Origin of the sequence: Mycobacterium ostraviense (genome assembly GCF_002705925.1) — a bacterium.
GTDB lineage: Bacteria > Actinomycetota > Actinomycetes > Mycobacteriales > Mycobacteriaceae > Mycobacterium > Mycobacterium ostraviense.
On the sequence record NZ_NKRE01000001.1, the window covers coordinates 4,201,551 to 4,224,563 of the forward strand.

19 protein-coding genes and 3 pseudogenes are annotated in these 23,013 nt (G+C 66.9%); 17 read left to right on the forward strand and 5 right to left on the reverse strand.

The annotated features are described in order from the left end of the window. Nucleotides 1-151 precede the first annotated feature (151 nt). Nucleotides 152-1,114 (reverse strand): SGNH/GDSL hydrolase family protein, encoded by a 963-nt coding sequence (locus tag CDN38_RS19715; RefSeq protein WP_099319134.1) that lies wholly within the window; start codon nt 1,112-1,114, stop codon nt 152-154. A 244-nt stretch (nt 1,115-1,358) separates the two neighbouring features. Between CDN38_RS19715 and CDN38_RS19720 the strand changes: the two genes are divergently transcribed. The 4 genes from CDN38_RS19720 (at nt 1,359) to CDN38_RS19735 (ending at nt 5,950) form a co-directional block, all read left to right on the forward strand. Continuing rightward, on the forward strand, nt 1,359-2,426 hold the full coding sequence (locus CDN38_RS19720) for an alpha/beta hydrolase (RefSeq protein ID WP_075509898.1): 1,068 nt from the start codon (nt 1,359-1,361) through the stop codon (nt 2,424-2,426). A gap of 44 nt (nt 2,427-2,470) precedes the next feature. Beyond that, a complete protein-coding gene (locus CDN38_RS19725; protein WP_075509897.1) occupies nt 2,471-3,865 on the forward strand; it encodes a cystathionine beta-synthase in 1,395 nt (464 codons plus the stop codon). Between the two features lie 123 nt (nt 3,866-3,988). Further along, nucleotides 3,989-4,705 carry an RDD family protein gene (locus CDN38_RS19730; protein ID WP_099319135.1) on the forward strand — a complete coding sequence of 239 codons (717 nt, stop codon included), beginning with the start codon at nt 3,989-3,991 and terminating at the stop codon, nt 4,703-4,705. A 78-nt stretch (nt 4,706-4,783) separates the two neighbouring features. Beyond that, the gene (locus CDN38_RS19735) at nt 4,784-5,950 is read left to right on the forward strand and encodes a cystathionine gamma-synthase (protein ID WP_075509895.1); all 1,167 of its coding nucleotides are present in this window, start codon (nt 4,784-4,786) and stop codon (nt 5,948-5,950) included. A 34-nt stretch (nt 5,951-5,984) separates the two neighbouring features. Here CDN38_RS19735 and greA read toward each other — a convergent pair whose 3' ends face one another. Both greA and CDN38_RS19745 read right to left on the reverse strand, forming a co-directional pair. Then, nucleotides 5,985-6,479 (reverse strand): transcription elongation factor GreA, encoded by a 495-nt coding sequence (gene greA / locus CDN38_RS19740; protein ID WP_075509931.1) that lies wholly within the window; start codon nt 6,477-6,479, stop codon nt 5,985-5,987. 227 nt (nt 6,480-6,706) lie between these two features. Continuing rightward, nucleotides 6,707-7,141, reverse strand: coding sequence for a DUF4307 domain-containing protein (locus CDN38_RS19745; RefSeq protein ID WP_075509894.1), 435 nt, complete (start codon nt 7,139-7,141; stop codon nt 6,707-6,709). 124 nt (nt 7,142-7,265) lie between these two features. Here CDN38_RS19745 and mca point away from each other — a divergent pair, with 124 nt between their 5' ends. The 4 genes and pseudogenes from mca to CDN38_RS19765 all read left to right on the forward strand — a co-directional run bounded on the left by mca (nt 7,266) and on the right by CDN38_RS19765 (nt 10,829). Next, nucleotides 7,266-8,138, forward strand: a complete 873-nt coding sequence (gene mca / locus CDN38_RS19750) for a mycothiol conjugate amidase Mca (RefSeq protein WP_075509893.1) — start codon at nt 7,266-7,268, stop codon at nt 8,136-8,138. Beyond that, nucleotides 8,135-8,434 carry a hypothetical protein gene (locus CDN38_RS19755; protein ID WP_075509892.1) on the forward strand — a complete coding sequence of 100 codons (300 nt, stop codon included), beginning with the start codon at nt 8,135-8,137 and terminating at the stop codon, nt 8,432-8,434. Before mca ends, CDN38_RS19755 begins: the two co-directional genes overlap by 4 nt. Then, nucleotides 8,421-10,433, forward strand: coding sequence for a thioredoxin domain-containing protein (locus tag CDN38_RS19760; protein WP_075509891.1), 2,013 nt, complete (start codon nt 8,421-8,423; stop codon nt 10,431-10,433). Before CDN38_RS19755 ends, CDN38_RS19760 begins: the two co-directional genes overlap by 14 nt. A gap of 13 nt (nt 10,434-10,446) precedes the next feature. Continuing rightward, nucleotides 10,447-10,829 (forward strand): annotated as a pseudogene (locus CDN38_RS19765) (nuclear transport factor 2 family protein). Between the two features lie 89 nt (nt 10,830-10,918). Here CDN38_RS19765 and trhA read toward each other — a convergent pair. Continuing rightward, on the reverse strand, nt 10,919-11,659 hold the full coding sequence (gene trhA / locus CDN38_RS19770) for a PAQR family membrane homeostasis protein TrhA (RefSeq protein ID WP_075509890.1): 741 nt from the start codon (nt 11,657-11,659) through the stop codon (nt 10,919-10,921). A 155-nt stretch (nt 11,660-11,814) separates the two neighbouring features. Here trhA and CDN38_RS19775 point away from each other — a divergent pair, with 155 nt between their 5' ends. From CDN38_RS19775 to CDN38_RS19790, 4 genes and pseudogenes are all read left to right on the forward strand, one after another. Further along, a complete protein-coding gene (locus CDN38_RS19775) occupies nt 11,815-12,603 on the forward strand; it encodes a (2Z,6E)-farnesyl diphosphate synthase (protein ID WP_023366928.1) in 789 nt (262 codons plus the stop codon). Nucleotides 12,604-12,705: 102 nt separating this feature from the next. Beyond that, a pseudogene (locus CDN38_RS19780) lies at nt 12,706-14,077 on the forward strand (hypothetical protein). Nucleotides 14,078-14,390: 313 nt separating this feature from the next. Continuing rightward, nucleotides 14,391-14,804, forward strand: a complete 414-nt coding sequence (locus CDN38_RS19785) for a hypothetical protein (RefSeq protein WP_075509889.1) — start codon at nt 14,391-14,393, stop codon at nt 14,802-14,804. A 143-nt stretch (nt 14,805-14,947) separates the two neighbouring features. Then, nucleotides 14,948-15,466: pseudogene (locus CDN38_RS19790) on the forward strand (PE family protein); the annotation flags it as partial. A 61-nt stretch (nt 15,467-15,527) separates the two neighbouring features. Here CDN38_RS19790 and coaA read toward each other — a convergent pair. After that, entirely contained in the window at nt 15,528-16,466 is a 939-nt protein-coding gene (gene coaA / locus CDN38_RS19795; protein WP_099319136.1) for a type I pantothenate kinase, read from the reverse strand. Between the two features lie 290 nt (nt 16,467-16,756). Between coaA and glyA the strand changes: the two genes are divergently transcribed. The 5 genes from glyA to CDN38_RS19820 all read left to right on the forward strand — a co-directional run bounded on the left by glyA (nt 16,757) and on the right by CDN38_RS19820 (nt 22,992). Further along, entirely contained in the window at nt 16,757-18,037 is a 1,281-nt protein-coding gene (gene glyA, locus CDN38_RS19800; protein ID WP_075509886.1) for a serine hydroxymethyltransferase, read from the forward strand. A gap of 99 nt (nt 18,038-18,136) precedes the next feature. Then, the gene (locus tag CDN38_RS19805) at nt 18,137-18,964 is read left to right on the forward strand and encodes an acyl-ACP desaturase (RefSeq protein ID WP_075509885.1); all 828 of its coding nucleotides are present in this window, start codon (nt 18,137-18,139) and stop codon (nt 18,962-18,964) included. A 212-nt stretch (nt 18,965-19,176) separates the two neighbouring features. After that, nucleotides 19,177-20,478: an RNA 5'-3' helicase PhoH2 gene (gene phoH2 / locus CDN38_RS19810; RefSeq protein ID WP_099319137.1), complete on the forward strand. Its 1,302-nt coding sequence runs from the start codon at nt 19,177-19,179 to the stop codon at nt 20,476-20,478. A 137-nt stretch (nt 20,479-20,615) separates the two neighbouring features. Then, the gene (locus CDN38_RS19815; protein ID WP_075509884.1) at nt 20,616-21,491 is read left to right on the forward strand and encodes a polysaccharide deacetylase family protein; all 876 of its coding nucleotides are present in this window, start codon (nt 20,616-20,618) and stop codon (nt 21,489-21,491) included. A 49-nt stretch (nt 21,492-21,540) separates the two neighbouring features. Beyond that, the gene (locus CDN38_RS19820; protein ID WP_075509928.1) at nt 21,541-22,992 is read left to right on the forward strand and encodes an adenylate/guanylate cyclase domain-containing protein; all 1,452 of its coding nucleotides are present in this window, start codon (nt 21,541-21,543) and stop codon (nt 22,990-22,992) included. The last annotated feature ends 21 nt before the right edge of the window (nt 22,993-23,013 follow it).

The window sequence follows — 23,013 nt, forward strand, 5'->3', positions numbered from 1 at the left end:
AGGAGGAGCCGGGCGATTGGGGTGAGCCTGGCGACGATGCGGCCCGCGAAGCGGGGCGAGGAGGAGCCGGGCGATTGGGGTGAGCCTGGCGACGATGCGGCCCGCGAAGCGGGCACCTCCGAGCTGGCGAGCCGGGCAACCCTGGCGGCGGTCAGCCGCCGGCCGGCGCGACGACGACGGCTGCGGGCATGGCCGGCGTCGGGCGCCGCCACAGCCGCGACACGATGCTGCCTCGGGTGGGCTCACAACCGCGTGCCGGCGCAGCGGCGCGGGATGGCCGATCAATCGCTGCGCAACCGACCTTTCCGCGCAGCGCGTCGCGCAGGGCGAGCAGCAGTTGGTCGGCTGCCAACGCGTAGGCGGTCGCCGACGGGTGGTACCGGTCGGCGGAGAACATGCCTTCGGGAGCGGCCCGGAATTGGGGCGCCAGTAGGTGCGCCAACGGCACCGGCACCCCACCGGCCGCTTTGACGGCGACAGTCTGAGCGCGGGCCAGCCGCGCTGCACGCGTGTGCGCCAGGGAACGCAGTGGCTGGGGGATGGCCGTGATGACGCCGAAGTCGGGACAGGTGCCGACGACCACGGCCGCGCCGCGGGCACGCAACCTGCGCACCGATGAGGCCAGCCGCTCGGCGGATTCTCCGATGCGGTTGAGGGACGTGACGTCGTTGGCACCGATGATGATCACTGCCGCGTCCGGCGGCGGTCCGGCCACGAACATCGCATCGACTTGACCGCTAACGCCTTTCGAGGTGGCGCCGACGATGGCTTTGGTGCTCAACCGGACCCGCTTGCCGGTCTGCTCGGCGAGTTTGCGTGCGATCAGCCCGCCCGGGACTTCCTCGGCGCTGGTACACCCGTATCCGCATGCCGTCGAGTCGCCGAACATCATCAGGTGCAGGTCGAAGGGTGTTCCGCGGCGCCACCGTTGCACCGGCCCGCCGCTGCGGGTGTATACGCCATCGGCACGAGGCGGCATGTCGCAGGCTCTGGGAATGACAGTGCGCGCGTGTGTCGCCTGGCCGACCAGCAAGTTGCGTGCGCCCAGATAGGCCGTGCCCGTCGAGGCGAGTGCACCTGCTGTGGCCAAAGCGATGGTCGAACGTCGCGGCACGCTTATGCCCACGAGACCAGTTTAGATCGGCTTCGCTGTTTGCGCGGGTAGCTGACAAAACAGCTGAATTACGGTGCGGATCAATTGTGATATCGAATCAGACTCTACGAACGTCGCCTCGGGAATATGCTGTCAAGCTAAGTCGGACGAGTTGGCTGACCGCTTCGGGGGAGCAGGTGAACCGGACGCTCAACCCTTTCGTCACATGCTGTATCGGACTACAACGGCGTAGGAAGTGTTGAGCATGACGGCACCGAACAGGGTATCCGGTTCCCCCAGACATCCGATTCGCCCACGGGACGTGCTCAAGGCACGTAGACTGCAGGCACGCAGATTTGCCATCAGCGACGGCGCTCCGGTTGAGGTCGTCGAGTCTGGCCCGAGTATTGCTGCGCGAGTTGCTACGCTGGCGTCGCGACTGACGATCCGGCCGGCTCTCACTGTGGGTAGCTATGTTCCGCATGTGCCATGGCCGTGGGGACTGATCGACCACGCTGCCAAGATGCTGCTTCCGGCACCGGTAACCGTCAGGGCCTCGGTGAGCTTGCCGAATGCGTCGGCGCAACTGGTTCGGGCGCGCGGCGTGCTGCCTGCGGACGGCACCCGGCGAGTGGTTCTGTATCTGCACGGCGGCGCGTTCCTGACCTGTGGAGCAAACTCGCACGGGCGGCTCGTCGAGTTGCTGTCACAGTTTGCTGATTCGCCTGTCCTGATCGTCAACTATCGGTTGATGCCCAAGCACTCGATCGGGATGGCGCTCGACGACTGTCACGACGGCTACCGTTGGCTGCGGCTGTTGGGTTACGACCCGGAGCAGATAGTGCTGGCCGGCGACTCCGCCGGCGGGTATCTCGCATTGGCGCTCGCGCAGCGGCTGCAGGACGAGGACGAGGAGCCGGCAGCTCTGGTAGCGATCTCGCCACTGCTACAGCTGGCAAAGGAAAACAAGCAGGCGCACCCGAACATCAAAACCGACGCGATGTTCCCGGCGAAGGCCTTCGATGCGCTCGGCGAATTGGTTGCTAGCGCAGCGGCCACCAACGCTGTCGACGGCAAACCCGAGGAGCTTTACGAGCCACTGGAGCACATCCGGCCGGGCCTGCCGCGAACGCTGATTCACGTGTCCGGATCCGAGGTGCTGTTGCACGATGCACAGCTGGCCGCGCGCAAGCTGGCGGCGGCCGGTGTGCCCGCGGAGCTTCGCGTCTGGCCCGGCCAGGTGCACGACTTCCAGGTCGCCGGGCCGCTGCTGCCCGAGGCGGTGCGCTCGCTGCGCCAGATCGGCGAGTACATCCGGGAAGCCACCGGCTAGTAGCTGGATGTACGCGGGCCCAAACCGCCTGAGACCATGAACGCATGCGGATCGCGCAGCACATCAGTGACCTCATCGGCGGCACGCCACTGGTCCGCCTGAACTCGGTCGTCCCGGACGGGGCGGCGACCGTGGCGGCAAAGATCGAATACCTCAACCCGGGAGGCAGTTCCAAGGACCGGATCGCGGTGAAGATGATCGACGCCGCCGAGGCCAGCGGTGAGCTGAGACCGGGCGGCACCATCGTCGAACCCACCTCTGGCAACACCGGTGTCGGACTCGCGTTGGTGGCACAGCGCCGCGGGTACCGGTGCGTGTTCGTCTGCCCGGACAAGGTCAGCGAGGACAAGCGAAATGTGTTGCGCGCCTACGGCGCCGAGGTAATCGTGTGCCCGACGGCGGTGCCGCCTACCGACCCGGACAGCTACTACAGCGTCTCCGACCGGTTGGTCAGAGAAATCGACGGCGCCTGGAAGCCCGACCAGTACGCCAACCCGGAAGGACCGGCCAGCCACTACGCAACCACCGGGCCGGAAATCTGGGCCGACACCGACGGCAAGGTCACTCATTTCGTCGCCGGCATCGGCACCGGCGGAACGATCACCGGCGCGGGCCGCTATCTCAAAGAGGTGTCCGGAGGTCGGGTGCGCATCATCGGCGCCGACCCCGAGGGCTCGGTGTATTCGGGCGGGACCGGCCGCCCCTATCTAGTCGAGGGGGTCGGCGAGGACTTCTGGCCGGCGGCCTACGACCCTTCGGTTCCCGACGAGATCATCGCGGTGTCAGACGCCGACTCGTTCGACATGACCAGGCGGCTGGCCCGGGAGGAAGCGCTGCTGGTGGGTGGGTCGTGCGGGATGGCGGTGGTGGCGGCGTTGAAAGTCGCCGAAACCGCCGGGCCCGACGCGCTGGTTGTCGTCCTGCTGCCCGACGGCGGCCGCGGTTATATGTCGAAGATCTTCAATGACGCCTGGATGTCGTCGTACGGATTCCTGCGGAGCCGTCTTGACGGGTCGACCGAGGAAGCCACGGTCGGTGATGTGTTGCGCCGCAAGTCCGGTGCGTTGCCCGATCTGGTGCACACCCATCCATCGGAGACGGTGCGTGACGCAATCGGGATCCTTCGCGAGTACGGGGTGTCGCAGATGCCCGTCGTCGGCGCCGAGCCGCCGGTGATGGCCGGCGAGGTTGCCGGCAGCGTGTCCGAACGCGAACTGCTGTCGGCCGTTTTCGAGGGCCGCGCCAAGCTGGCCGATGCCGTGTCACAACATATGAGCCCGCCGCTGAAGCTGATCGGGGCCGGCGAATTGGTCAGCGTGGCCGAAAAGGCGTTGCGGGACAGCGACGCGTTGATGGTAGTGGAGGAAGGCAAACCGGTCGGCGTGATTACCCGCTACGACCTGCTGGGTTTCCTGTCCGAAGGGGCAGGTCGACGCTGAGCGACGGCGGGAATAGCCACGCGGCACAGCGTGCCCGGCGGCTTTCGCCCAGCCGCCCTCGCGCATTCGACCTCAGGTACTGTAAGGCCGCCGCAAGCGAACCCTGAGTGGAAGGTTGCTCCCATGACCGATCAGCCGCCCCCCGGCGGGTCTTACCCCCCACCGCCACCGCCTCCCGGCTCCTCCGGTGGGTTTGAGCCACCGTCCCAGCCTTCGCAGCCGAGCGGCGGCTCCTACCCGCCGCCTCCGCCGCCTGGCGGGTCTTATTCGCCACCACCCCCGCCGGAGGGCGGCTATCCGCCACCGCCGCCGCCGTCGGCCGCCGGCTATGCGCCACCGCCGCCCGGGCCGGCGATCCGCTCCCGGCCGACGGAGTCCTACACCCCGTGGATAACCCGCGTACTGGCCTTCCTCATCGACACCGCTCCGATTGTCGTCGTCTACGGCATCGGTTGGGTGATCGCAATGGTCACCCAGCAGTCGTCGTGCGTCACCAGCGTCAATCAGTACGACGTGAGCCAGTACTGCTATGCGCAGGACTCGATCATCGGGGTGCTGGCGCAGGGGCTGGCGTCGCTGGCGATACTCGCCTACGGGGTGTGGAACTACGGCTACCGCCAGGGCACCACCGGATCGAGCATCGGCAAGTCGGTGCTGAAGTTCAAGGTGGTCAGCGAAACCACCGGTCAGCCGTTGGGCTTCGGGATGTCATTGGTACGTCAACTCGCACACTTTGTCGACGCGATCATCTGCTACGTGGGCTTCCTGTTCCCGTTGTGGGACGCCAAGCGACAGACGCTGGCCGACAAGATCATGACCACGGTCTGCCTGCCGGTCTGACCCTGGCATTGACTCGGCAAGGCGCTATCCCGGACGCGGCGACCCGGGGTAGCGCCTTGCTATTAGGCTTGACCATCGATGAATGACGACCGTCTGGGGCATCACCAGTTCAGCGGGCTAGCCACCAAAGCCATCCACGCCGGCTACCGACCCGACTCGGCAACCGGAGCCGTCAATGCTCCGATCTATGCCAGCAGTACGTTCGCGCAGGACGGTGTCGGCGGACTGAGGGGCGGCTACGAATACGCTCGCACCGGAAACCCGACGCGGGCCGCCTTGGAGGCGTCGCTGGCCGCCGTCGAGGACGGCGGGTACTGCCGGGCGTTCAGTTCCGGGATGGCCGCCGCCGACTGTGCGCTGCGGGCCATGCTGCGACCCGGGGACCACGTGGTCATTCCCGACGACGCCTACGGCGGCACCTTTCGGCTGATCGACAAGGTGTTCACCCGGTGGAACGTCGAGTACACACCGGTGGCGCTTTCCGATCTGGATGCGGCGCGCGGTGCGATCACGCCGCGCACCCGGCTGATCTGGGTGGAAACACCGACCAACCCGTTGCTGTCGATCGCCGACATCGCGAGCATCGCTCAGCTGGGTGCGGATAGCTCCGCAAAAGTGTTGGTGGACAACACGTTTGCATCGCCAGCTCTGCAGCAGCCGTTGACACTGGGCGCCGATGTGGTGTTGCACTCGACTACCAAGTACATCGGCGGGCACTCCGACGTCGTGGGCGGTGCCCTGGTCACCAACGACGAGGAGCTGGACCAGGCGTTCGGCTTCCTGCAGAACGGGGCGGGAGCCGTCCCGGGTCCGTTCGACGCCTACCTGACCATGCGCGGGCTGAAGACCTTGGTGCTGCGGATGCAGCGGCATAGCGAAAATGCTGGTGCCGTAGCCCAATTCCTCGCCGAGCATCCCGCGGTCACTACTGTGCTGTATCCGGGACTCCTGGAGCACCCCGGGCATGACGTCGCCGCGCGGCAAATGCGCGGCTTCGGCGGCATGGTATCGGTGCGCATGAAAGCCGGGCGGGAAGCCGCTCGGAATCTATGCGCCAACACCAAGGTCTTCATCCTGGCCGAATCGCTGGGCGGGGTGGAATCGCTTATCGAACATCCCGCCGCCATGACCCATGCGTCGACTGCGGGCTCGCAGCTCGAGGTCCCCGACGATCTGGTACGGCTTTCGGTCGGCATCGAGGACATCGCCGACCTGCTCGGCGATCTGGAGCAGGCGCTCGGCTAGGCGCGCCGACGGCCTACCGGACGCTCGGGCGCGATTACGAGTGATATGGCTCCGCGCTGACCAGGGTGACCTCGACGGTGCTGCCGTTGGGGACCTTGTAGCTGCGGGTCTCACCGACCTTGGCGTCGATCAGCGCGCCGCCCAGCGGTGAATTCGGCGAGTAGACCTCGAGCTTGCCGTCGTTGACGCCCTCCTGGCGGGTGGCGATCAGGAACGTTTCGGTGTCGGACTTGTCGCCGTTGTAGTAGACCTTGACGACCGAACCGGGCAGGGCCACCCCGGACTGCGTGGGCGCTTCGCCGACCTTGGCATTGCTGAGCAGGTCTTGTAGCTGACGGATGCGGGCTTCCTGTTGCCCTTGTTCTTCGCGAGCGGCGTGGTATCCGCCGTTCTCGCGCAGGTCGCCTTCCTCGCGGCGGTCGTTGATTTCGGCGGCGATGATCGGACGATTCGCGATCAGCTGATCGAGCTCGGCCTTGAGTCGGTCATGTGACTCCTGGGTCAACCAGGTCACCTGAGTATCCGTCATCTCGTCGCGCTCCTTGTGTTCTCTTATGCGTATTCGCATAAGGTGCTGATCCCGCTGTCGGTGTGCGGGTGGCCGCCCCGGTTGCTGTCACGCCGTGTTGCTTACGGCCGTTAATGCAGCAATACACGGTCCAAAGCAGGACCGTGCATCCAGCAATGTTACCACTGCGCAAACACTCAATGACGGCATCTGCGCAGTTCGGCTCACGGTGAGCCGGAAGATGCGCCTCACGACGAGCGCAGGTATGCGGGCACGTCTGTGCCGCAACCATATATGTCCGCCATCACCGGCGGCTTGCTCGATTTCAGCGTCGTCGTCACCTGCACGGTGGTCTGATCCGACGGTGCCACCAGCACTTCGCGCCGGCCCGTCTCGCTGCCGTCGTGGGCCCGAACCCGCACAATGCAGTCCACCGGCCGCGACGGGTCCTTGCGGGTCACGCTGATCGTGACCGATGCGGTTTCGTCGTCGATCACCCGATAGGCGGCCAGCGAGCCGGTCACCTCGCTGGTGCCGATCCGTTGGTAGGCGATGAAGGCCACGGCCAATCCGGCCGCCACGGCCACCACCGTCAGGGCGATGGCCAGGCGGCGCCGCGACCGGCTGGACAGCCGCGCTCGCCCGTAGCGGGCTTCGGGACGGGAAACGGGTACTGGTTTCATACCTGGATGGTTGGCGGGAAGCCGGGGTGCGGCCGAGGAGGATGGGACGATCGAGAACTGGAATTATAGGGTCGCAACCGGGCGAGCAGCAGACCGGCCGGCCGGCACAGGAACAAGGGAGCACGTGAGCGAACTGCGGTTGATGGCGGTGCACGCCCACCCTGACGACGAGTCCAGTAAGGGCGCGGCCACCCTTGCCCGCTACGCCGACGAGGGCCATCGGGTGTTGGTGGTGACCTTGACCGGCGGCGAGCGCGGCGAAATTCTCAACCCGGCGATGGACCTGCCCGACGTGCATGGCCACATCTCGGAGATCCGCCGCGACGAGATGGCCAAGGCTGCCGAGATCCTCGGTGTGGAGCACAGCTGGCTGGGCTTCGTCGACTCCGGACTTCCCAAGGGCGACCCGCCATCACCGCTGCCCGAAGGCTGCTTTGCGCTGGTGCCGCTGGAGGAGTCCATCGAGGCGTTGGTGCGGGTGGTCCGTGAATTCCGGCCGCACGTCATCACTACCTACGACGAGAACGGCGGGTACCCGCATCCCGATCACATCCGCTGCCACCAGGTCTCGATCGGCGCCTACGAGGCGGCCGGCGACTACCGTCGATTCCGGGATGCCGGTGAGCCGTGGACGGTGTCCAAGCTGTACTACATCCACGGCTTTCTGCGGGAGCGGATGCGTATTTTGCAGGAGGAGTTCATCAAACGCGGTCAGGAGGGTCCGTTCGCGAAGTGGCTCGAGCACTGGCATCCCGACCACGATCCCTTTGCCAACCGGGTGACGACGCGCGTCGAGTGCTCGAAGTACTTCGCTCAGCGTGACGACGCGCTGCGCGCACACGCCACCCAGATCGACCCGAACGCCGAGTTCTTCGCCGCTCCGCTGTCCTGGCAGCAGGAGCTCTGGCCGACCGAGGAATTCGAATTGGCGCGCTCGCGCGTTCCCATCCGGCTGCCGGAGACGGAGCTGTTCGCCGGGATCGAGCCGGACCAGTGAACCGCCTTTTGCTCAGCGTGATGGCAGACGATGCACCCCGCAACCATGGCCCCGATTTCGGCAAGGCAAGTCCGTTGGGGCTGCTGGTCATCGTGCTGCTGGTGGTCGCCACGCTGTTCTTGGTGCGATCGATGAACCGGCAACTGAAAAAGGTTCCCGAATCGTTCGACCGCCTGCACCCCGAGCCCGACCAGGCTGCCGACGAGGGCACCGACCCGGTCACCCGCGACGAGCCGCCCGGTATCGACGGTAAGGGATCCGCGCGACCACCGGGACCCGTCGATGAGCCCGGCTGATCCGTCTGGAGCCAATACCCTGGCGGCGGCAACCAGCCCTTACTTGCGTCAGCATGCCGACAACCCGGTGCACTGGCAGCAGTGGACGCCGCAGGCACTGGCCGAGGCGGCCGCGCGCGACGTGCCGATCCTGCTGTCGGTGGGCTACGCCGCCTGTCACTGGTGTCACGTGATGGCCCACGAATCCTTCGCCGACGACGAGGTGGCCGCCGCGATGAATGCCGGATTCGTCTGCATCAAGGTCGATCGCGAGGAACGGCCGGACATCGACGCGGTCTACATGAACGCCACCGTCGCGCTGACCGGGCAGGGCGGCTGGCCGATGACGTGTTTCCTCACCCCCGACGGCCGGCCCTTCTTCTGCGGCACCTACTATCCGAAAGATGCGTTCCTGCAACTGCTTTCGGCTATATCCGAGACCTGGGAGCAGCGCCGCGACGAGGTCGAGCAGGCTTCGGACCATATCGCCGGCGAGCTGCGCTCGATGGCGTCCGGCCTGCCCGGCGGCGGGACGGACGTTGCGCCGCAGTTGTGCGATCACGCCGTCGCGGTGGTGCTGGGTGACCAGGACACGGCTCACGGCGGCTGGGGCAGGGCACCAAAATTCCCGCCGTCGGCGCTGCTGGAAGCGCTGCTGCGGCACTACGAGCGCACCGGTTCCTTGGCGGCGCTTCAGGCGGTGTCGCGCACCGGCACCGCGATGGCCCGGGGCGGCATCTACGACCAACTCGCCGGCGGCTTCGCCCGATACAGCGTCGACAACGCTTGGGTGGTACCGCATTTCGAGAAGATGCTGTACGACAATGCGCTGCTGCTGCGCGCCTACGCACACTGGGCCCGGCGCACCGGGGATCCGCTGGCCCGCCGCATCACCGCCGAGACTGCGCGGTTCTTGCTCGACGAGCTGGCCGACGGTGACATGTTCACGTCATCGCTGGATGCCGACGCCGACGGCCGCGAGGGCTCTAGCTACGTGTGGACCCCCGCGGAGCTGGCCGAGGTGCTCGGCGCCGACGACGGGCGTTGGGCGGCAGAGGTTTTCGCCGTCACCCTTGCCGGCACCTTCGAACAGGGGGCCTCGGTGCTGCAGCTACTCAGGGACCCCGACGACCCGCGGCGTTTCGAGCGGATCAAGGGCGCGTTGTTGGCGGCCCGGCTCACCCGTGCCCAGCCGGGGCGCGACGACAAGGTCGTCACCTCCTGGAACGGGCTGGCCGTCACCGCGCTGGCCGAGGCCGCCGTGGCATTGCCGGAGCCGTCACTGGCGCAAGCCGCACAGCGATGCGCGACCGCGCTGCTGGACTTACACGTGGTCGACCGCCGGTTGCGGCGTGCCAGCCTGGGCGGGGTGGTGGGCGACAGCGCCGCCATCTTGGAGGACCACGCCATGCTGGCCACCGGTCTGCTGGCGCTGTACCAACTGACCTCCGATGCGGCCTGGCTAACGGCGGCTAGCGGCTTGCTCGACACGGCGTTGCAGCACTTTGCCGATCGGCAGCATCCGGGCCGGTGGTTCGACACCGCCGACGACGCCGAGCAGCTGATGCTGCGGCCCGCCGACCCGCTGGACGGGGCGACGCCGTCGGGGGCGTCGTCGATCGCCGAGGCCTTGCTGACCGCCGCGCACTTGGTCGAGCCTGGCCGCGCCGAGCGGTATTTGCAGGCGGCCACCGACACGCTGCGCGAACATTCGGTATTGCTGGCCCGGGCGCCACGGTCGGCGGGTCACTGGTTGTCGGTCGCCGAGGCGGCGGTACGCGGGCCGCTGCAGATCGCGGTCGCTTGTGCCGATCCGCAGTCACCGCTGTTGGCCGCCGCTCGCCGGCTCGCGCCCGGAGGGGCGATCGTCATCGGTGGCCGGGTCGGCTCGTCGCCGCTGCTGATCGACCGGGACCGGGTAAACGGCGCCGACGCGGCCTACGTGTGCCGCGGGCGAGTCTGTGACCTGCCGGTGACCAGCGCAGACGAACTCGCCGCCGCTCTGCGACCGCCGGGATAGTAGCGTGCCCCACATGCCGGACCGCACCGACAGAGCCCAGGCGATCGCTGACACCGTCCACCGTTACATCGCGGTGCTCAACGACGGCGGCGTCGAGGGCCTGGTCAGCTTCTAACCGCCGACGCCACTCTCGAGGATCCCGTCGGCGGGGAGGTGCACATCGGCACGCATGCAATCCGTGGCTTCTACTCGGCGGTCGCCGGGTTCGAGCGGGCGTGTGAGCTGGTGTCGCTGCGGGTTTCCGGCAACGAGGCGGCGTTGCAGTTTCGGCTGACCGTGACGGCGGGCGACAACGCAATGCGGGTGGAGCCCATCGAGGTGATGGTTTTCGACGACCGCGGCAAGGTCAGCGCGATGAAGGGGTACTGGTCGGCCGACGACGTCGCCCGGCTTTAGCGTGCCGACGATCCCGGCCGTGCAGCGGGCGGGGGAGGAGGTGCGCAATTGGGTTCCCGCGTGCCGACGATCCCGGCCTGGAGCGGCTGCTAAAACACCACGAACCACATCGCGATGTAATGGCAGATCGCCGCGACCGCGGTGCAGGCGTGGAAGAACTCGTGATAGCCGAACGTCGACGGCCACGGGTCTGGCCAGCGTACCGCGTAGAGAATGCCGCCGATGCTGTACAGCGCGCCGCCGACGAACAGCAGAACCAGCGCCGTCACCCCCGCGTTGTTCAGGATCGTCGCGGTGTACCAGACGGCCACCCAGCCCAGCAGGAGATAGAGGGGCACGCCCACCCAGCGTGGCGCGGTCGGCCAGCACATCTTCAGCAGCACCCCGGCGATCGCACCACCCCACACGATCGACAACACCACCCGCCCCGCGTGGCCCGGCAGGGCCAACAGCGCAAACGGCGTGTAGCTGCCCGCGATGAACACGAAGATCATCGAATGATCGGCGCGCTTCATCCAGGCGCGGGCCGACGCGGATTCCCAGTCGACTCGGTGATAGGTGGCGCTGACGGTGAACATCACCACGGTGGCCATGATGTAGGCCAACGTAGCCAGCCCGGCCTTGGTGGAACTGACGGCCCACGAGACCGCGACCAGCGACGCCCCGGCGAAAACGGCGATACCGGCCGAGTAGACATGGATCCAGCCCCGGAAGCGGGGTTTGGTCAGGGCCCGGGCAACGCCCTCGACGATGTGGTGGGCAGCATTGGACGGCGTGAGCCCGTGTGATTCGGGTGCTGCGGCGGTAGCCGTGCTGGCCTGGCTGCTCATGTCTCCCGTCTCCCCGTTGTGTTGTTGCCGGTAACCGTCACAATCACCCTAGTCGGGTTGGTTGTCGCAGACGGTTACGACGTGGGCGCGCATGCGGTGATTTTGGCCCGGATCAAGGCCGGAATCTGGTGTCTGTCACAGTAGTCTGGATTCTCGTGGAGATCATCCCGCCGCGGCTCAAAGAGCCTTTGTATCGGATTTACGAGCTTCGGCTGCGGCAGGGTCTGGCCGCCACTCGATCCGAATTGCCGAGACACATCGCGGTGCTATGCGACGGTAACCGCCGGTGGGCGCGCAGCGCAGGTTACGAGGACGTCAGCTACGGCTACCGGATGGGTGCCGCCAAGATTGCCGAGATGCTGCGGTGGTGCCAGGACGCCGGCATCGAGATGACCACCGTCTACCTGCTTTCCACCGAAAACCTGCAGCGTGATCCCGACGAGCTCGCCGGACTGATCGAGATCATCACCGACGTCGTCGAGGAGATCTGCGCCCCCGCCAACCGCTGGAGTGTGCGTACCGTCGGGGATCTGGGGCTGATCGGCGAGGAGCCGGCCCGCCGGGTGCGCGACGCGGTGGAATCGACCCCCGAGACGGCGTCGTTCCATGTCAACGTCGCGGTGGGCTACGGTGGGCGCCGCGAGATCGTCGACGCGGTTCGGGCGTTGTTGAGCAAAGAATTGGCCAATGGCGCCAGCGCCGAGGAGCTGGTCGACGCGGTGACCGAAGACGGCATTTCCGAAAATCTCTACACCTCGGGACAACCCGACCCGGATTTGGTGATTCGCACCTCGGGTGAGCAACGCCTGTCCGGTTTCCTGCTGTGGCAAAGCGCCTATTCGGAGATGTGGTTCACCGAAGCGCACTGGCCCGCGTTCCGCCGGGTCGATTTTCTGCGCGCGCTGCGCGATTACAGCCAGCGCCATCGGCGCTACGGCAAGTAACCCGTGCCGATCGCAAGCGCGGCGAAGCCGGGCGCTGGGGGTACCTCCCGCTCGCGGGCGCAGCGGGTCGGCACGAATTGGACCCCGTGTCAAACTGGATGCATGGCTGCGCTGTCGGCGGCGGTGTTCACGCTGAGCCTGTGGCTGGGGCTCTATCTGCTGGCCCGTGATCCGCGCAAGCCGGTGCTGGTGTTGGCGGCGACCGGACTGTGCGGTTTCGCGCTGGTGGTGGCCTTGGATGCGGTGCGCACGACCAGCGTCGTGCCCGCCGCGCTGCTGAGCCGACTGGAGATCTACCTCGTCGCCGTCCCCGGCGTCGCGTGGTTGGCGGTGCTGCTTGAACTGGCCCGGCCGTGCGACAGCTGGCGGGCCCGCACGCGGGAGCTCGTGCTGATCGGCGGTGTCGCGGCGCTCACCCTGTTCGGCGCGACGATGGCGGGCGGCGTCACCGGGCCGTTGCGGGCCGGCCACCTAATGATGTTGGCGGTGATATCCGCGTCCACCCTGGGGGCGATGGTCGTCGCGGTGTTGCGGCCCGCCCAGCCGACCCCCGTCATTGGCGTGGTGATCGTGGCAACCCTGTTCTTCGCGCTGGCCAATGCCATCCTGGTCATTCCGCTGGGCCTGGTGCCCAGCTGGCTGGCTCTGGCGTCGACGGGCTTCGACGTTTTGGCGCTCGGGGTGGCGGTTGCCCTGTGGGACGCCTTCGACGAGGGCCAGGCGTTGCGGGCAGACATGCTGCGCTCGTTTTTCGGCATGCTGGCGGTGGCGGTGCTGTTCGGCGGCCAGGCGCTGATCGGTTTGGCGATCACCCGCGCCGAGCCCACGGCGCAGACAACGCTGACGGTGCTGCTTTTCACCAGCCTGGCTATCGCGATCATCGTGCAGGTGCTCGCCGATCCGCTGGCGGGAATGCTGGACCGGCTGGCGTTTTCCCGGTCGCCCACGCTGCGCGCCGACCGGGCCGCGCTGCGGCATACCGGGGCGGGTTTGCCGCTGCGGTCCATGAACCCCCTCGCCGACGTGGACGACGACACCTTCGTCCGGCTCACTCGCCGGGCGCTGGGCCACTACGGCGACCTGACCAAACTCGTCGCCAGCCCGCTGACCGCATTGCCGGTGATCGATGAGCGGTTGGCCGCACGCGGGGCACCCGATCATCCTTTGGAGCGGGCCAACGAACTCAAGGCGGTGCTAGCCGACGGTATTGCCCGGCTCAAGCCGCGCGACGCCGGCGATTTTGGAACCAGCGAACACTGGCGTTACTACAACTCGCTGTATTTCCCCTACGTCGTGGGCGTGCGCGCCTACGCGCAAAACGGCCACCGCAGCCGGTTTGGATGCGACTGCCCGCCAAGCCTGGCAGTGGCTGGTCACCGAGGTGCCGCAGCGCTCACTGCACAACTGGCAGAACGCCGCGGCTCGGCCGATCGCCGCCGATCTGCGCGGGCGGGTCACTGTTGCCAGCGATTAGCCCAGGCGCTGACCGGCGACCATCCTCGGCGGCCTGTGCTTCGAATACCCGGTTGAGCGGGGTCGAAAAGGGCTCGCGGAAGCGCGCGAACGCACCGCCGACGAGTACGGCCAGCTCTTCGGGCTCGCGGGTTTTCGCGTGACGCGGGTGGTGGCAACCGCCTCGCCATACGGCCTGGTCGAAGGCATCGCGGTGTGATCTTGGCCCGTCGATGGCAGTAGCTGGCAGTGTCATGCGTCGATCTGGCAGTGCTTCGGCGGCACCGTGAAACCTGTTCGACAAACCGGCTTCCACACAGCCAAGGAGTAATGGCATGACCGCTCTTTCCAGTTCGACAATCCGGCCCCTGTACGACTCCACGGACTCACTGCTGCGGTTCGCGATGCGCGCCGATGCCACGTTGACGGAACTGCTGGGTTTGGCCGTCGCCGTCGCCGCCGACCCGATTTCGAAGCTGACCGGCCTGATGTCCGGTCAGGAATACAGCGTGGGCGCTTTCTTCGTGCTCTACGGCCTGGTGGTGTTCGGCCTTGCCGCGCTGCCGAACTTGCGACGGGCAGGCATCGGCGTCGTCGCGGGCAACATCATTTACACGGTCGCGGCGGTCGTGGCGACTGAACTGGTGCCGATGACCGCCGTCGGGGTGGTCGCGACGCTGGCCAGCGGCGGATACACGGCGGTGTTCGCCGGTCTGCAGTATTTGGGGGTGCGCCGGCTGGCCACCTAGTGCACATCAGCCATTCGACCGGCGCCTTCGGCAAAAAGCCGAAGACGCCGTTTCGGGCGGCGATACGGTCCAACTTCGGGTTATTGCTGGCAGCGCAGGTAAGGAGATTGGAGAGCCATGCCTTTGTGATCGCGAGCCCGGAAATGATGGTCGCGGCGGCCACCGATTTGGCGAATATCGGTCCGACCGTCAGCGCGGCCAACGCTGCCGCGGCGGCCCCGACGGCCGGGCTGGCGGCCGCGGCGGCCGACGAGGTGTCCGCGGTTGCTGCCGCACTGTTTTCCGCCTACGCACAGGCCCATCAGCACCTCGGCACGCTATAAGCCGAGTTTCACGCACAGCTCATGCGGGCCTTGACGGCAAGTGCGGGTGCGTACGTGAGCACCGAGGCCGCCAATGTCGAGCAGAACCTTCTCAATGCGATCAACGCCCCCACCCAGACGTTGCTGGGTCGGCCGCTGATCGGCAACGGCGCCGACGGTGGACCCGAGCAGCCCGGAGGCCCCGGCGGGCTGCTGTTGGGCGGTGGCGGTCACGGCGGAAACGGCGGGCCCGACCAGCCTGGAGGTGCCGGTGGGTCCGCCATCCTGATCGGCAACGGCGGCAACGGCTCCAATGGCGGCATCGGTGGGGCGGGCGGCACGGGTGGGCTGCTGTTGGGGCAAGCACGGAGTCCACGGCGCATCGCCGGTCTGATTCGCCACCGGCTCGACGCGGGCCGTGCTACAGCTTGCGCAGCCGCAGCCGGTTGATCGAGTGGTCGGCGTCTTTGCGCAGCACCAGGGTGGCACGCGGCCGGGTCGGCAGGATGTTCTCGACGAGATTGGGCCGGTTGATCGACCGCCAGATCTCACGGGCCGCGACCACGGCCTGCGGGTCGGACAATGCCGAATAGTGGTGAAAGTGTGACTCCGGGTTGGCGAACGCCGTGCTGCGCATGGCCAAGAACCGCGACACGTACCACTGCTCGATGTCCTCGATGCGCGCGTCGACGTAAAGGGAGAAGTCGAACAGGTCCGAGACCATCAGGGTGGGTCCGGTCTGCAAGACGTTGAGCCCCTCCAAGATCAGAATGTCCGGATGGCGGACCACGTGTTTGGCCCCGGGAATGATGTCGTAGTGCAGATGTGAATACACCGGCGCACACGCATATTCCGAACCCGACTTCACCGAGGTCACGAACCGCATCAGCGCCCGGCGGTTATAGCTCTCCGGAAAACCCTTGCGGTGCATGAGGCTTCGCCGTTCCAGCTCGGTGTTGGGGTAGAGAAAGCCGTCGGTGGTCACCAGGTCCACCCGCGGATGGTGGTCCCAGCGGGCAAGCAGCGCCTGTAGCACACGTGCGGTGGTCGACTTGCCGACCGCCACGCTGCCGGCCACACCGATGATGAACGGCACCGGCCGGTCCGGGTTCTGTTGCGGCTCGCCGAGGAATTCGGCGGTGGCGGCGAACAACCGCTGACGGGCGGCGACCTGAAGATGAATGAGCCGGGCCAGAGGCAGATACACCTCTTCGACTTCCAACAGGTCGATCTGCTCACCCAGACCACGCAGGCCGACCAATTCCTCTTCGGTGAGGGCCAGTGGGGTCGACATACGAAGCGCGCGCCATTGCTTTCGGTCGAACTCGACATACGGGCTCGGCTCGCTAAGCCGTGGCATGGTGTCAGTCTTGCAGGGATCGACGCGGGTCTGACGGCTGGGCCGGGTAAAGCGTGCGGCACGGCCACGGCGAAGTGTCCGGCTATCAGCGACGACCGGACCCGGCGGACAGGGTCGCCGACGGGTGGGCAGGTCGTTACCCGGTTACCCGCCTGACAGGTGAGACCTCCGGTAGCCGCGCCGGACACGATCAGCCGTGAAGCGGCGGCCTCGATAGACTGGCGCCCGTGACTGCCGCACCTGACGCCCGTACCTCTGCCCACGTAAGGGCCCCTGAGACCAGCTCGGTCATGTCGGCGCCGCTGGCCGAGGTCGACCCCGATATCGCAGAGCTGCTAGGCAAGGAACTCGGCCGGCAACGGGACACCTTGGAGATGATCGCCTCGGAGAATTTCGTGCCGCGATCGGTGTTGCAGGCCCAGGGCAGCGTGTTGACCAACAAGTATGCGGAGGGGCTGCCGGGCCGGCGGTACTACGGCGGTTGCGAGCACGTCGACGTGGTGGAAAACATCGCCCGGGACCGGGCCAAGGCGCTGTTCGGTGCCGATTTCGCCAACGTGCAGCCGCATTCGGGCGCCCAGGCCAACGCCGCGGTGCTGCATGCGCTGATGACCCCGGGGGAGCGGCTGCTGGGTCTGGACCTCGCCAACGGCGGCCACCTGACCCATGGCATGCGGCTGAACTTCTCCGGCAAGCTGTACGAGAACGGGTTCTACGGTGTGGATCCCACGACGCACCTGATCGACATGGACGCGGTGCGCGCCAAGGCGCTGGAATTCCGCCCCAAGGTGATCATCGCCGGCTGGTCGGCCTACCCCCGGATTCTCGACTTCGCGGCCTTCCGCGCCATCGCCGACGAGGTCGACGCGAAGTTGTGGGTGGACATGGCGCATTTCGCCGGTTTGGTAGCCGCCGGATTGCATCCGTCGCCGGTGCCGCACGCCGACGTGGTTTCCACTACGGTGCACAAGACGCTCGGCGGAGGTCGTTCCGGCATGATCCTGGGCAAGCAGGAGTACGCCAAGGCGATCAACTCGGCGGTGTTCCCCGGCCAGCAGGGCGGACCGTTGATGCATGTGATCGCGGGCAAGGCGGTCGCCCTGAAGATCGCTGCCACCCCCGAGTTCGCCGACCGCCAGCGGCGCACCCTGTCCGGTGCCCGGATCCTCGCCGACCGACTGCTCGGTGACGACGTCGCCAAGGCCGGGGTCTCGGTCGTCAGCGGCGGAACCGACGTCCACCTGGTGCTGGTCGACCTGCGCAACTCTCCACTGGACGGCCAGGCCGCCGAGGATCTGTTGCACGAGGTGGGAATTACGGTCAACCGCAACGCCGTGCCCAACGACCCCCGGCCGCCCATGGTGACTTCGGGCCTGCGGATCGGAACACCCGCGCTGGCGACCCGGGGGTTCGGCGATGCCGAATTCAGCGAGGTCGCCGACGTGATCGCTACCGCCCTGGCCGACGGCAGCGCTGCCGATGTCCCGGCGCTGCGGACCCGAGTGACCCGTCTGGCCAGGGAGTTTCCGCTCTACGAGGGCCTCGAGGACTGGAGCCTGGCAGGTCGCTAGCCTGCGGCGAATCCCGTTGTCAGCATGATGACGCGGGTAGGCCACGACACGCGCAGGCCCAATTTCACGAAACCTGTGTCGTCGGGTTACAGTTACTGCATGGCACAGAAACCTGTCGCTAATGCGCTGACCCTGGAACTCGAGCCTGTGGTGGAAGAGAACATGGCTCGACATCTTGACACCGAGGACATCTGGTTCGCCCACGACTACGTTCCGTTCGACCGCGGCGAGAACTTCGCCTTCCTCGGCGGCCGGGATTGGGATCCGTCCCAGGCGACGCTGCCCCGGGTCATCACCGACGCCTGCGAGATCCTGCTGATCCTCAAGGACAACCTGGCCGGCCACCACCGCGAGCTGGTCGAGCACTTCATCCTCGAGGAGTGGTGGGGCCGCTGGCTTGGCAGATGGACCGCCGAAGAGCATCTGCACGCCATCGCGCTGCGCGAATACCTCGTGGTGACCCGCGAGGTGGACCCGGTCGCCAACGAAGAGGTCCGGGTCCAGCACGTCATGAAGGGCTACCGCGCCGACACCTACACCCAAGTGGAGACCCTGGTCTACATGGCGTTCTACGAGCGCTCCCTTGCCGTGTTCTGCCAAAATCTGGCCGCACAGATCGAAGAGCCGATTCTGGCCGGGTTGATCGACCGGATCGCCCGGGACGAGGCGCGCCACGAGCTGTTCTTCGCCAACCTGGTCACCCACTGCCTCGACTTCACCCGGGACGAGACGATCGCCGCGATCGCGGCCCGCGCCGCCGATCTCGAGGTCGTCGGTGGCGACATTGACGCCTACCAGGACAAGGTGCAGAAGGTGGCCGACGCCGGGATCTTCGGCCCGCAGCAGCGGCGGCAGCTGATTTCCGATCGCATCACCGCCTGGGGTCTGGCGGACGAGCCCGCGCTCAAGCAGTTCGTCACCGGCTAGCCCCGACCTCCACGGAGTGCGTCGGCGCGCCTGTCCTGCGGGAGTGTCGCCACCGGAGTAGCGTCGCAGTCGATGGTCAGCGACATGCTCTGCTGCCAGGGCGGCATCTTCCGTCACTACAACGGCAGGACCGGCCCCGGTCCTGGTGCCGCGGCCCGCGCCGACACGCTCGTGTGGGTTCGCGCGAGCGTCATTCGCTCGAGGAGCGTTTCGTGACCGATATCCGGACGTATGTGCTCGACACCTCTGTGCTGCTGTCCGATCCCTGGGCGTGCAGTCGGTTCGCCGAACACGAGGTGGTGGTTCCGCTGGTGGTGATCAGCGAACTGGAGGCCAAGCGTCACCACCACGAGTTGGGCTGGTTTGCTCGTCAGGCACTGCGGTTGTTCGACGATCTCCGGCTGGAGCACGGACGGCTGGATCAGCCCATTCCGGTTGGTACCCAAGGCGGTACGCTGCACGTCGAACTCAACCACAGCGACCCGGCGGTGCTACCAGCCGGCTTCCGGACCGATAGCAACGACTCCCGGATCTTGAGCTGTGCTGCCAACCTCGCCGCCGAGGGCAGGCGAGTCACGTTGGTCAGCAAGGACATCCCCCTGCGGGTCAAGGCTGCCGCGGTGGGCCTGCCCGCCGACGAGTACCACGCGCAGGACGTCGTCGCTTCCGGATGGTCGGGGATGCGCGAGATCGAAACTGCTGCCGAGGAGATCGCCACCCTGTTCACCGACGGCGAAATCGACCTGGCCGAAGCCCGGGACCTGCCCTGCCACACCGGGATTCGGCTGCTGGGTGGGAGTTCGCATGCGCTGGGCCGGGTGAACCCGGCCAAACGCGTCCAGCTGGTTCGCGGTGACCGCGAAGTGTTCGGGCTGCGCGGCCGCTCCGCCGAGCAGCGGGTAGCGCTCGACCTGCTGCTCGACGAGTCGGTGGGCATCGTCTCGTTGGGCGGTAAGGCCGGCACCGGAAAGTCGGCGCTGGCGTTGTGTGCTGGCCTGGAGGCCGTGCTGGAGCGCCGGACCCACCGCAAGGTGGTCGTCTTCCGCCCGCTGTATGCCGTCGGCGGCCAGGAGCTGGGCTATCTGCCCGGCAGCGAGAGCGACAAGATGGGCCCCTGGGCTCAGGCCGTCTTCGACACGCTCGAAGGGCTGGCCAGCCCGGCGGTGCTGGACGAAGTCCTGTCCAGGGGCATGCTCGAAGTGCTGCCGCTGACCCACATTCGGGGCCGTTCACTGCACGACTCGTTCGTCATCGTCGACGAAGCTCAATCGTTGGAACGCAACGTGCTGCTGACCGTGCTGTCGCGGCTGGGCACCGGGTCGCGGGTGGTGCTGACCCACGACATCGCCCAGCGCGACAACCTGCGGGTCGGCCGCCACGACGGGATCGTCGCGGTGATCGAGAAGCTCAAGGGCCATCCGCTGTTCGCCCACATCACGCTGCTGCGCAGTGAACGGTCCCCGATCGCTGCGCTGGTCACCGAGATGCTGGAAGAAATCACCGGGCCGCGCTGACGGGTGTTACGCCGGGATCATCGAGCGTGCGTCCTGGGCTTCGGGCGTGTGTCCAGGGCGGGAAAATCGAGCGGATCGCGCCCTGAGCGCACACTCGACGCCGCCAGCGCACACTCAGCGCCCGGTAAACTTCCTAGGTGCCCAAACGACCCGACAACCAGGCCTGGCGCTACTGGCGCACGGTGATAAGTGTCGTGGCGGCCGTCGCCGTGCTGGTGATCGGCGGGCTGACCGGCCACGTCACCCGCGCCGACAACCTCAATTGTTCGGTTGCCAAGTGTGTGGCGCTGACCTTCGACGACGGGCCGGGACCCTACACCGACCGGCTGCTGCAAATCCTGAAAGACAACGACGCCAAGGCGACGTTCTTCCTGATCGGCAACAAGGTGGCGGCCAACCCGGCGGGCGCCAAGCGCATCGCCGACGCCGGCATGGAGATAGGCAGCCACACCTGGGAACACCCGAACATGACGACAATCCCTCCCGAGGACATCGCCGGCCAATTCGCCAGGGCCAACGACGCGATCACTGCGGCCACCGGCCGCACGCCCACGCTGTACCGTCCGGCCGGCGGCCTGTCCAATGACGCGGTGCGGCGAACCGCCGTCAACTTCGGCCAAGCCGAAATCCTTTGGGACGTCATTCCTTTCGACTGGGCCAACGACTCCAACACGGCGGCAACGCGGCTCCTGCTGATGACCCAGATCAAGCCGGGCTCGGTGGTGCTGTTCCACGACACTTACTCCAGCACCGTCGACCTGGTGTATCAGTTCATCCCGGTGCTCAAGGCCAACGGATACCGGCTGGTGACGGTCAGCGAGCTGCTCGGGCCGCGCGCCCCCGGCAGCAGCTACGGCAGCCGGGAGAACGGGCCTCCCGTCAACGAACTCCACGACATCCCGCCTGGCGAAATCCCGTCGTTGCCCAACACCCCCTCGCCCAAGCCGATGCCCAACTTCCCGATCACCGACATTCCCGGCCAAAACTCGGGCGGGCCGAACAACGGTGCGTAGGGCTCGCGCTTCCACAGCTGACGCGCAGCCCCCAAGCGCCCGCAGGTTGTTGGCTCTCTATGCGCTCGGCCTCGCCGTCGCCTACCTCTTGGCCGTCCTCGACGCATCGGCCATCTTGATTCCGCTGAGAGGCCACACCTACGTCGACTTCGCCGAGAAAAACATGACGTTGGTATCGGTGTTGGTCGTGTTGGGGACCGTCGGCGTCGCGGTGGGTGGTGTCCTGCTCCTGGCTCCCACGCTGCGATGGTTCGTCTCCGGCGACGAGCCCACCCCACAGCAGCGAGAGGCCGCGATCAAGCTCGGCGGCCGGCAGTCGGCCATCTTGGTAGGTGCCTGGTCAGCGTCTGGCTTGGTGCTGATGCTGATCAATCATGCTGACGGCGCCAAGATATTGCTGCCCATTCTGCTTGGTGTGCTGCTAGGTGGACCCGCCGCCGCGGGCACCGGCTTGCTGCTCGCACAACGCACCCTGCGGCCGATCATGGGAGTGGCCACCAGGGGTGCTCAGCCGCGCCTGGCGGTCCCCGGCGTGCTGGCGCGACTGGTCCTGTTGTGGTTTTTGTGCAGCGCGATCCCGATCGGGGTGATCGCCGCCTTTGTCGTGCTGCGGTCCTATGGCTGGCTGATTCAGGAGTCGGCATCGCTGGATGTGCCCATCTTGGTGGTGTCGCTGGCGGCGCTGCTGCTTGGGCTGCCGACGATGATCCTGACGTCGCGATCCATTTCCGATCCGCTCGATGAGATCGTCGCCGCGATGGCGCAGGTCGAACACGGCAACATCGCCACCTACGTCGGCGCCTACGAACGTTCCCAAATAGGTCGACTGCAAACCGGATTCAACCGGATGGTCGCCGGGCTGGAGGAACGGGAGCGGCTGCGTGACCTGTTGGGCCGGTATGTCGGAACGGATGTCGCCCGCCGGGCCATCGAGGAGGGCTCGTCGCTGTCGGGCGATGTGGTGGAGGCCGCAGTCCTCTACATCGACCTGGTGGGTTCGACGCAGCTGGCCGAAAATCGTCCGCCGCAAGAGGTGGCCCACGTGCTCAACGACTTTTTCCGGATAGTCGTCGACGCCGTGGACGAGCATCAGGGCCTGGTCAACAAATTCGAGGGAGACGCGGCGCTGGCGATCTTCGGAGCGCCGCTGCGCACGAGCCAACCGGCATCGGCGGCGCTGGCGACGGCACGTGCACTGGCGAGCCGATTACGTGAGCTGCCGGTGGTCGACTTCGGGATCGGCGTGTCGGCAGGACGGGTGTTTGCCGGCAATATCGGCGCCGAAAACCGGCACGAGTACACCGTTATCGGCGACGCCGTCAATGAAGCCGCGCGGCTGGCCGATCTCGCCAAAACGTCGGACCGGCGGATCCTGTGCTCAGCGGCGGCCGTCGAACACGCGGCCGAGGACGAGCGTGAGCACTGGGCAGAATGCTATTCCACGGTGCTGCGTGGCCGCTCCGAAGCCACGCACATCTCGGCACCGGCCGGTGATGCGTAGTGGTCACCCGGGGCTGCGATC

Excerpts from the sequence above, each read along its gene's own strand:
- CDN38_RS19720 (WP_075509898.1), top strand. The coding sequence starts at position 1,359 with ATGACGGCACCGAACAGGGTATCCGGTTCCCCCAGACATCCGATTCGC.
- CDN38_RS19725 (WP_075509897.1), top strand. The coding sequence starts at position 2,471 with ATGCGGATCGCGCAGCACATCAGTGACCTCATCGGCGGCACGCCACTG.
- CDN38_RS19730 (WP_099319135.1), top strand. The coding sequence starts at position 3,989 with ATGACCGATCAGCCGCCCCCCGGCGGGTCTTACCCCCCACCGCCACCG.
- CDN38_RS19735 (WP_075509895.1), top strand. The coding sequence starts at position 4,784 with ATGAATGACGACCGTCTGGGGCATCACCAGTTCAGCGGGCTAGCCACC.
- greA (WP_075509931.1), bottom strand. The coding sequence starts at position 6,479 with ATGACGGATACTCAGGTGACCTGGTTGACCCAGGAGTCACATGACCGA.
- CDN38_RS19745 (WP_075509894.1), bottom strand. The coding sequence starts at position 7,141 with ATGAAACCAGTACCCGTTTCCCGTCCCGAAGCCCGCTACGGGCGAGCG.
- CDN38_RS19760 (WP_075509891.1), top strand. The coding sequence starts at position 8,421 with ATGAGCCCGGCTGATCCGTCTGGAGCCAATACCCTGGCGGCGGCAACC.
- trhA (WP_075509890.1), bottom strand. The coding sequence starts at position 11,659 with ATGAGCAGCCAGGCCAGCACGGCTACCGCCGCAGCACCCGAATCACAC.
- CDN38_RS19785 (WP_075509889.1), top strand. The coding sequence starts at position 14,391 with ATGACCGCTCTTTCCAGTTCGACAATCCGGCCCCTGTACGACTCCACG.
- coaA (WP_099319136.1), bottom strand. The coding sequence starts at position 16,466 with ATGCCACGGCTTAGCGAGCCGAGCCCGTATGTCGAGTTCGACCGAAAG.
- glyA (WP_075509886.1), top strand. The coding sequence starts at position 16,757 with ATGTCGGCGCCGCTGGCCGAGGTCGACCCCGATATCGCAGAGCTGCTA.
- CDN38_RS19805 (WP_075509885.1), top strand. The coding sequence starts at position 18,137 with ATGGCACAGAAACCTGTCGCTAATGCGCTGACCCTGGAACTCGAGCCT.